General features: G+C 69.3%; 8 protein-coding genes and 1 tRNA gene. 5 read left to right on the top strand and 4 right to left on the bottom strand.

The window, feature by feature from the left end; genetic code table 11:
- Window positions 1–927: class I SAM-dependent methyltransferase (locus C1J00_RS32075; protein WP_102912491.1), on the top strand; the 927-nt coding region annotated here is incomplete at its 5' end.
- A 128-nt stretch (window positions 928–1,055) separates the two neighbouring features.
- Here the strand turns inward: C1J00_RS32075 and C1J00_RS32070 are convergent.
- Both C1J00_RS32070 and C1J00_RS32065 read right to left on the bottom strand, forming a co-directional pair.
- Window positions 1,056–3,584 carry an ABC transporter permease gene (locus C1J00_RS32070; RefSeq protein WP_102912490.1) on the bottom strand — a complete coding sequence of 843 codons (2,529 nt, stop codon included), beginning with the start codon at window positions 3,582–3,584 and terminating at the stop codon, window positions 1,056–1,058.
- A 39-nt stretch (window positions 3,585–3,623) separates the two neighbouring features.
- Window positions 3,624–4,394, bottom strand: a complete 771-nt coding sequence (locus tag C1J00_RS32065) for an ABC transporter ATP-binding protein (protein WP_102912493.1) — start codon at window positions 4,392–4,394, stop codon at window positions 3,624–3,626.
- A gap of 416 nt (window positions 4,395–4,810) precedes the next feature.
- On the opposite strand from C1J00_RS32065, the gene C1J00_RS32055 reads away from it, so the two are divergent.
- From C1J00_RS32055 to C1J00_RS32045, 3 genes are all read left to right on the top strand, one after another.
- Window positions 4,811–4,894: transfer RNA gene (locus tag C1J00_RS32055), tRNA-Leu, on the top strand.
- A gap of 138 nt (window positions 4,895–5,032) precedes the next feature.
- Window positions 5,033–6,268, top strand: coding sequence for a 4-hydroxybenzoate 3-monooxygenase (locus tag C1J00_RS32050; protein WP_102912489.1), 1,236 nt, complete (start codon window positions 5,033–5,035; stop codon window positions 6,266–6,268).
- Window positions 6,269–6,414: 146 nt separating this feature from the next.
- Window positions 6,415–7,323: a Bax inhibitor-1/YccA family protein gene (locus tag C1J00_RS32045; RefSeq protein WP_102912488.1), complete on the top strand. Its 909-nt coding sequence runs from the start codon at window positions 6,415–6,417 to the stop codon at window positions 7,321–7,323.
- 74 nt (window positions 7,324–7,397) lie between these two features.
- On the opposite strand, the gene C1J00_RS32040 is transcribed toward C1J00_RS32045, so the two are convergent.
- A complete protein-coding gene (locus C1J00_RS32040; RefSeq protein WP_033312036.1) occupies window positions 7,398–7,628 on the bottom strand; it encodes a DUF4287 domain-containing protein in 231 nt (76 codons plus the stop codon).
- 101 nt (window positions 7,629–7,729) lie between these two features.
- On the opposite strand from C1J00_RS32040, the gene C1J00_RS32035 reads away from it, so the two are divergent.
- Window positions 7,730–8,041 carry a hypothetical protein gene (locus tag C1J00_RS32035; RefSeq protein WP_102912492.1) on the top strand — a complete coding sequence of 104 codons (312 nt, stop codon included), beginning with the start codon at window positions 7,730–7,732 and terminating at the stop codon, window positions 8,039–8,041.
- A gap of 80 nt (window positions 8,042–8,121) precedes the next feature.
- Here C1J00_RS32035 and C1J00_RS32030 read toward each other — a convergent pair whose 3' ends face one another.
- Window positions 8,122–8,904 carry a hypothetical protein gene (locus C1J00_RS32030; RefSeq protein WP_102912487.1) on the bottom strand — a complete coding sequence of 261 codons (783 nt, stop codon included), beginning with the start codon at window positions 8,902–8,904 and terminating at the stop codon, window positions 8,122–8,124.
- Between the last annotated feature and the right edge of the window lie 113 nt (window positions 8,905–9,017).

Raw genomic sequence — 9,017 nt, 5'->3', positions numbered from 1 at the left:
GCCCCGCCCCGCGAAGAGGCCCGCAGCCCCCGGCGCCACCTGCACACCAAGCGCACCGACCGACGCGCCATCAGCCACCACTACGACGTCGGCAACGACTTCTACGAGATCGTGCTCGGCCCGTCCATGGTGTACTCCTGCGCCTACTGGCCCACCCCGGACAGCACCCTCGAACAGGCCCAGCGGGACAAGCTCGAAGCCGTCTGCCGCAAGCTCGGGCTGAGACCGGGCCTGCGGCTGCTCGACGTCGGCTGCGGCTGGGGCTCCATGGCCATCCACGCCGCCCGCGAGCACGGCGTGAACGTCGTCGGCGTCACGCTCTCCCAGGAGCAGGCCGCCTACGCCCGCAAGCGCGTCGCCGACGAGGGACTCACCGACAAGGTCGAGATCCGCGTCCAGGACTACCGTGACGTCCGCGACGGGCCCTACGACGCGGTCTCCTCCATCGGCATGGCCGAACACGTGGGCGCCCAGCGGTACCTGGAGTACGCCGACGACCTGTACAGCCTGCTCAAGCCCGGTGGGCGGCTCCTGAACCACCAGATCGCCCGCCGCCCGCAGCGGGACGAGTCGACGTACAGCGTCGACGCGTTCATCGACTCCTACGTCTTCCCCGACGGCGAACTCCAGCCGATCGGAAGCACCGTGGCCCAGCTGGAGCGCGCCGGGTTCGAGGTGCGCGACGTCGAGGCCATGCGCGAGCACTACGCCCTCACCCTGCGCCAGTGGGTGTCCCGCCTGGAGGCCGACTGGCAGCGTGCCGTCCAGCTGGCCGGCCCCGGCCGCGCCCGCGTCTGGCGCCTGTACATGGCGGCGTCCGCGCTGGCGTTCGAGCGCAACCGCATCGGCGTCAACCAGGTCCTGGCCGTCCGTACCCCCGAGTCCGGGGCGTCGGACATGCCGCTGCGCGCCCGCACCTGGAACTGAGAACGGCCGAGAGCCCCTCTCCCACTCCTTGGGTTCAAGGGGGCCTCGCAACTCCCACAGATCGCGGGTGTTGCGAGGACCGTTAGAACCCAAGCACCCGGGAAAGGGGCCCTCGGCGCTCCGTCAGGTCACTCCGCCTTGATGGCCTCCAGCATGTTCAGCCGCGCCGCACGCCGGGCCGGCCAGAGCGCCGCGAGGACGCCCACCATCGCGGCCAGCAGCAGGAAGACGCCCATCCTGGCCCACGGCAGGACCAGTTCGTACGTCGCCATCTTCGAGGCCAGCAGCTCACCGGCCGCCCAGCCGAAGAACACACCCAGGCCGATCCCCAGCACCGCCCCGAACAGGGAGATCACCAGGGACTCGATGCGGACCATCCGCTTGATGCCCTTGCGGTCCAGGCCGATCGCGCGGAGCATGCCGATCTCCTGGGAGCGCTCGAAGACCGACATGGCCAGGGTGTTGATGACACCGAGGACCGCCACGATCACCGCCATGGCGAGCAGGCCGTAGACCATGTTCAGCATCAGCGTGAACATCTGCGCGATCTCGTTGGAGATGTCGTCCTTGGACTGGACCTTGATCGCCGGGTTGGTGCCGAGGGCCTTCTCCAGCTTGTCCTGCACCGCGCCGGACGTGCCGTCGGAGGTTTTCACCATGACGTTCATGGTGTACGGGTCCAGGGTGTGTGGGGCGAGGGTCTTCTCGTCGAGCAGGATGCCGCTGAGGAAGTCGTTGCTCTCGTAGGTGCCGGCGACCGTGAGCTTCTGCTTCTCGCCGTCCTCGAAGGCGACGGTGAAGGCGGAACCCGCCTTCCAGCCGTAGGACTTGGCCGTCTCACTGTCCACGACGACGTCGCCGCCGCCGACCTTGAAGGTGCCCGTGTCGACCTCCGGGCCGACCAGGTCGCGGATCGCCGTGCCGTTCACGCCGGTCACGTACTCGCTCTGGCCGTCGATCCGGGTCTCGGCGTTGAGCATCGGGCTGGTGGCGGTGACATCGCCGGACTGCTTCAGCTTCTTCTCGACGTCCGGCGACAGCGGGTTGCCGTTCGCCATGGACACCACGTAGTCGGCCTTGATCGACGCCGACGCCATCTTCTCGATGGCCTGCTGCAGGCTGCCCGCCATCACCGTCATGCCCGTGATCAGAGTCAGGCCGATCATCAGCGCGGAGGCGGTGGCGGCCGTACGGCGCGGGTTGCGCACCGAGTTCTGCCGGGCCAGCTTGCCCGAGATGCCGAAGGTGCGCAGCACCGGCGCGGCGGCGGCGATCAGCGGGCGGGACAGCAGCGGGGTCAGGATGAACACGCCGATGATCAGCAGCACCGCGCCGAGGCCCATCGGCATCTGGCCGTCCGAACCGTCCATGGTCGTGGCCACCAGGACCACCGCGATGCCCGCGGCCGAGACCAGCGCACCGAGGGTGTTGCGCAGCACCAGCGACTTGGTCGTGGCCTTGGCGTGCACGCTGCTCATGGCGGCCACCGGCGGGATCTTCGCGGCCCGGCGCCCCGGCAGCCACGCGGCCAGCATGGTCACCAGGATGCCGACCGCGAGGGCTGCGACGATCGTGGCCGGCTTGATCACCAGCGGCCCGTCGGGCACCGTCGCGTCGAACGTGCCCATCAGGGAGCGCAGTCCGGCCCCGATGCCGATGCCCGCGACCAGCCCGGTCACGGCGGCGACCGCGCCGACCACGAACGCCTCGATCAGCACCGAGCGCGTCACCTGCCGGCGCGAGGCGCCGACCGCGCGCATCAGCGCCAGCTCCCTGGTGCGCTGGGCGACCAGCATGGTGAAGGTGTTGGCGATGATGAACGTGCCGACGAACAGGGCGATGCCGGCGAAGACCAGCAGGGCCGTCTGCATGCCGCTCATCGACCGGGAGATCATCTCCGCCTGGTCGTCGGCGAGTTGCTTGCCGGTGGTGGTGGAGACGGTGCCCTCGGGCAGCGCCTTGTCCAGCTCCGCCTTCAGCGCGGCCTGGGTGACGCCCGGCTTCGCCTTGACGTCGATCTGGTCGTACACGCCCGGCTTGCCCAGCAGCTTCTGGGCGGTGGGAGTGTCGAACAGGGTCAGGCTGCCGCCGGCCGCGACGTTGCCGTCGTCGGTGGTGAAGATGCCGGTGATCCTCGGGGTCAGGACCGGCCCGTCGACGGACATCCGTACGGTGTCGCCGACCTTGTAGCCGGCGCGCTTCGCCGTCTCGGAGTCGATGAGGATCTCGCCCCGGCCCTTGGGGGCGTGCCCGCTGACCAGCGGATACCGGGGGTCCTTGGCGCCCCAGTAGTTGCCGCCCTGCGACTGGAAGCCCTGGCCGATCAGCTTGCCGTCCTTGTCGGCGATGGCGGTGAAGTTGTGCACGACCCCGATGGCGGACGCGGCCCCGGGTACCCGCTCGCTCTCGTCGAGCACGGCCTGGGTCAGTTCGTGGAGCTTGCCGACCCGGTCGCCCTCGGCGTCCTTGTAGTCCGCCGTCATGGCGACGTCGACCTGGTCGAAGCCCTTCGCCGAGCTCTTCTGGTAGGCATCGGAGATGGTGTTGGTGAAGACCAGGGTCCCCGACACGAAGGCCACGCCGAGCATCACGGCGAGCACGGTCATCAGGAGCCGGGCCTTGTGCGCGAGCACGTTGCGCAAGGCGGTACGGAACATGGGGTTCTTCTTCTCAGTCCTGTCGGTCCTGACGGGGAATCAGCTGGTGCGGCTCTTGGTGTCGAACGCCTTCATGCGGTCGAGCACGGAGTCGGCCGTCGGCCCGTACAACTCGTCGACGATCCGGCCGTCCGCCAGGAAGATCACCCGGTCCGCGTAGGCGGCGGCCACCGGGTCGTGCGTCACCATCACCACCGTCTGGCCCAGTTCGCGCACGGAGTTGCGCAGGAAGCCCAGCACCTCGGCGCCGGAGCGCGAGTCGAGGTTTCCGGTGGGCTCGTCACCGAAGATGATCTCCGGCCGGGAGGCCAGCGCCCGGGCCACGGCGACGCGTTGCTGCTGGCCGCCGGACAGCTGGGACGGCCGGTGGCCGAGCCGGTCCGCGAGGCCGACCATCCGGATGACGGAGTCCAGCCACTCCTTGTCCGGTTTACGGCCCGCGATGTCCATCGGAAGGGTGATGTTCTCCAGGCCCGTCAACGTCGGCAGCAGGTTGAACGCCTGGAAGATGAAGCCGATCTTGTCCCGGCGCAGCTTGGTCAGTTGCTTGTCCTTCAGCGAGCCGAGCTCGGTGTCGCCTATGCGCACCGACCCGGAGGAGAAGGAGTCGAGGCCGGCCACACAGTGCATCAGGGTGGACTTGCCGGAGCCGGAGGGGCCCATGATCGCGGTGAACTCGGCCTGCCGGAAGTCCACGGAGACGCGGTCCAGGGCGACCACCTGGGTCTCACCCTGTCCGTAGATCTTCGACAGATCCGTGGCGCGCGCGGCCGCGGTGGTGGCCCGGTCGGTGAGGGGTGCGGTGGTCACGGGATGGCTCTCCTGACGGACGGCTGATCTCGGGGAAGGACGTGTTCCATCGTCCGGGTCCCACGCCGCCGTGTAGTCACCCGTTGTTCCGGTTCCGAAGGCCGACTGCGGTCTGACCCCGCGGGGCAGTGTCATACCTGGGGATGACGAACACCCCTGAAGGGCCCCGGTGTCGGGAACCGATGCTTCCGGGTGTCGAGAACAGGTGGAGTGCCCTCGTTCAAGCGGTGAAATTCCGTCATTCCGCATGCGCGGCCGAGCGTCGCACGCAAGGCTATTGGCAAGTGCGGATGGCGTGTTCCGTGTGCTGATGCACCCTCAGACGTCAATAAAATAAGACAACATCGGTCCACGCTTCCGCTGTTCGGGGGACCCGTCCGGATAGTCTCGGAACCTCGATGCGGAGCCCACGGCCTGCCCGGATGGTGGAATGCAGACACGGCGAGCTTAAACCTCGCTGCCCCTTCGCGGGCGTGCCGGTTCAAGTCCGGCTCCGGGCACCTTCCGATCCCTGCGTGGTCCATTGAAGAGTTCACGGCGTGCCCGTTGACAGCGACCGCATGCCGTCGGAAACTCACAGACACATGGTGAAGGAAATTTCACCTGGCGAACGTCGAGGAATGGGAAGAGGTCGTCCGATGCGTACCACCGTCGGCATCATCGGAGCGGGCCCGGCCGGCCTCCTCCTCGCCCGGCTGCTCCACAACGCCGGCATCGACTCCGTCGTCCTGGAGAGCCGCGACCGCGCCTACGTGGAGCGGCGGCAGCGGGCCGGGATCCTGGAGCAGGGCACCGCGGACGTGCTGCGCGCGGCCGGCGCCGGGGAGCGCATGGACCGCGAAGGGCTGCGCCACGACGGCATCGAGCTGCGCTTCGACCGCAGGCGCCACCGCGTCGACTTCCCCGCCCTCACCGGCGGCCGGTCCGTGATGGTCTACGCCCAGACCGAGGTGTGCAAGGACCTCATCGCGCTCCAGCTCCGGGAGGGCGGTCCCCTGCTCTTCGAGGCGGAGGCGCTGGCCGTGGAAGGCGCCGACACCGATGCCCCGCGGATCCGCTTCCGGCACGAGGGCCGCGAGGACGTCCTGGAGTGCTCCTACGTCGTCGGCTGCGACGGTTTCTGGGGCGTGGCCCGCAAGGCGATCCCCGCCCGACTCACCCAGGTCTTCGAACGGACGTACCCCTTCGGCTGGCTCGGCATCCTCGCCGACGCGCCGCCCTCGCACGAGGAGCTCGTCTACGCCCGCCACGACCGCGGCTTCGCCCTGCTCTCCATGCGCCCGCCCGTCACCCTCCACCCTTCCAAGGAAGCCGCTTCGCTCCCCACCGAAGCCTTCGTCTCCCGCCTCTACCTCCAGGTGCCCGACGGCACCGACCCCGAGGCATGGGACGACGAGAGGATCTGGGACGAGCTGGAGCGCCGGTGCGAGACCGACGACGACTGGCACCTCCAGCGCGGCCCGATCACCCAGAAGACGGTCACCCCCATGCGCTCCTACGTGCACGAGCCCATGCGCCACGGCCGTCTCTTCCTCGCCGGCGACGCCGCGCACATCGTGCCGCCGACCGGCGCGAAGGGGCTGAACCTCGCCGCCGGCGACGTCGCCACCTTCGCCCGGGCCCTGATCCACCAGCAGCGGACCGGATCACCCGAGCTGCTCGACGCCTACTCGCAGACCTGCCTGCGCCGCGTCTGGCAGGCCGAGCGGTTCTCCTACGACATGACGACCCTGCTGCACCGTGCACCCGGCGCGACAACCTTCGAGGACCGGCTCCAGATCGCCCGGCTGGAGCGGATCGTCTCCTCCCGCGCCGCCGAGACGGACCTGGCGGAGGCGTACACGGGCTTCCCCTTCGGACGAGCCGGTGAATGACCCCCTCCGATGAGGGGAATCAGGAAGCCACGTAGCGTGTTGGCCAGCACGACGAGGGAAAGATCCTCCCCAAGCAGTAGGGTCATTCCTTTGCCTACCTATTACTCTTGAGCCAAGGCCACGCCTGGTGGCCATGGAGGAGTGAAATGAGGAGCAGAAACCCGGTCTTCTCGCGACGGGGGTTCAGCCGCGACAACGGCTACGCGGGCTTCAACACCGCGCCGCAGGCCGGGGGTCCCGCTGTCGCCACCCAGGGCAACCCGTACGCGCAGCCGACGGGCGACCAGTACGCACAGAACCCTTACGCACAGAACCCTTACGCCCAGCAGGACCTGCAGCACGGCGCGCCGCCGCAGGCACCGGCCACCACCGGCCGGATGACCATCGACGACGTCGTCCTGCGCACGGCGAGCACGCTCGGCGTGCTCATCCTCACCGCGGCGCTCTCCTGGGCCCTGCTGCCGATCGACGACGCCAACATCAGCCGTAGCTACGGCATCGGTATCGGCGCCGCCCTGATCGGCATGGTCCTGGCGTTCGTGCAGTCCTTCAAGCGCAAGGCCTCGCCCGCGCTGATCCTGACGTACGCCGCGTTCGAGGGTGTCTTCCTCGGCGTCATCTCCAACATCGTCGACAACCGCATCGCCGACGGTGCGGCCATGCAGGCCGTGATCGGCACCATGGCGGTCTTCGCCGGTGTGCTGATCGCCTACAAGGCCGGCTGGATCCGCGTCAACCGCCGCTTCTACGGCTTCGTGATGGCGGCCGCGCTCGGCTTCATCCTGCTGATGACCGTGAACCTGCTGTTCGCGGTGTTCGGCGGCGGTGACGGCCTCGGCTTCCGCAGCGGTCCCCTCGGCATCGTCTTCGGCGTGATCGGCATCATCCTCGGTGCCTGCTTCCTCGCCCTGGACTTCAAGCAGGTCGAGGACGGCGTCGCCTACGGCGCCCCGCGCGAGGAGGCCTGGCTCGCGGCCTTCGGCCTCACGCTGACGCTGGTGTGGATCTACCTGGAGTTCCTGAGGCTCATCTCGATCCTCAACAGCAGCGACTAGTCTCCGACGATCGCAGCGCGAAGGGCCCCGGCTTCGGCCGGGGCCCTTCGTCGTCGGGAGGACGGTGTGCGCGCCTAGAGAAGTTTGCGCGCGGCCCGCCTCAGGTCGTACTCGTGGATGATCGCCTTCGCGTGGCCGTACGCGAGGTTGTGCTCGTGCCGGAGCCAGCTGACTTTTTCCTCGAAGCGGAAGAGGGAAGGGCCGTCTTCGACGGTGCGCAACCAGTCGGAGATCTCACGACCGGTGCAGTGCGGGATACGGGCGAGCATGTTGCGATGGGTCTCTTCGGAGAAGACTTGGGACATCGGCGCCTCCGGACGCTGGGATGTAAGCCGGTCCTTCAGGTCACCGTGCCTGAGTGTTCGCCCGTTGGCAACAGTCCCGGTGCGGCGCGTACGCTCGCGGCGTGGTTGATACGACGCCTCTGACCCGTGCGGTGGAGCACTTCGCCGATCGTTTGAGGGCCGCGCCCCAGAGCCGGTTGCAGCGGAGCGCTGCCGCCGAGGCCCTGGAGCTGGCCAGGGAGTTGGCCCGGAGGGCGCAGCGACTGGAGGCCCCCGATGCGGAGCCTCGGGAGATGCCGGACGCGGGGATGTTCGCGGTGGCGGACCAGATCGCCGTGGCCGGGAATGATCTGGCGGTGGTGATTCCCGCCGAAGCCGACGTCGACGAAGCGGTGCGGTTGGTGGAGGAGGCGCAGAAGCGGGCGGGGGTCTGAGCGGCGTTTGCGGGTGCGAGTTCCTCGTGGCCGCCCGCGCCCGCCCGGCGGAGCGGCATATCGCCACAGCCCCGCGGCCCCTAAAGGGACGCGATGACCCGGTCGGCCAGGATGTAGACGGTCTCCTCGCCGCACTCGAACGTCAGGGTGTAGGCGCCCGAGATGCCGGAGCCGCCCAGCAGGACCGGGGTCCTGCCCAGGCGCAGGGCCGCCGCGAGGTGCTCCGCCGTCTCCCGGTGGCCCGGGGTCATGCACAGGGTCGTGCCGTCGGCGAAGACGTAGACGTCCAGGGTGCCCAGCGGGCCGGGGCGGACGTCCGTCAGCTCGACGCGGGAGGACGCCAGCTCCTCCAGGGTGTCGACGGTGCGCTCGTGGTCGTTGGCGACCGGCGACTGCGTCGGCACGAAGTCCGGGTGGGAGGGGTGGCGGCGGCGGGCCGCGGCCAGCTCCGGGGACTCGGCGGCCGGCTCCTCTGCCTCCGCGCCGGGCTCGGACACCGGCTCCAGGCCCGCGAAATCGGCCTGCCGGGGCAGGAACAGATCGGTCTCGGGCAGGCCCAGCAGAGAAGGTGCGTCGGAGGCGTCACGGGCCTCCTGGGCGGCCCAGAACGCCCGCGCCTCGGCGAGCTCACGCTCCCGCTCCTCGGCGAGCGCGGCCGCCACGGCGGCACGTATCTCATCGGTGTCGGCGGCGGTACGAGCGGCGGGCAGCAGCGCACGGGTGGTGGCGGCGCGGCTCTCGGCCAGCGCGGTGTGCAGGGCCGCGACCTGTCGGCGCAGCTGCAGGACGGTGCGCAGGACGGCGACGCCCACGGCGCCCGTGGCGGCCGTGGTGACCAGCAACGCGATCGGCATGGCGCTCACTGACGTACTCCCGGTTCAAAGTCGACCCCCGACTTCCTACATCAGCTTGAAGGGCGGACTAACCAGCTGTCAGTGCGTAACGTCACGAAACGGACTGGGCTTCGGTGCCGGGG

Source organism: Streptomyces cahuitamycinicus (assembly GCF_002891435.1).
Lineage (GTDB): Bacteria > Actinomycetota > Actinomycetes > Streptomycetales > Streptomycetaceae > Streptomyces > Streptomyces cahuitamycinicus.
The sequence above is the reverse complement of the archived record's forward strand: the minus strand, read 5'-3'. Positions and strand labels throughout refer to the sequence as shown.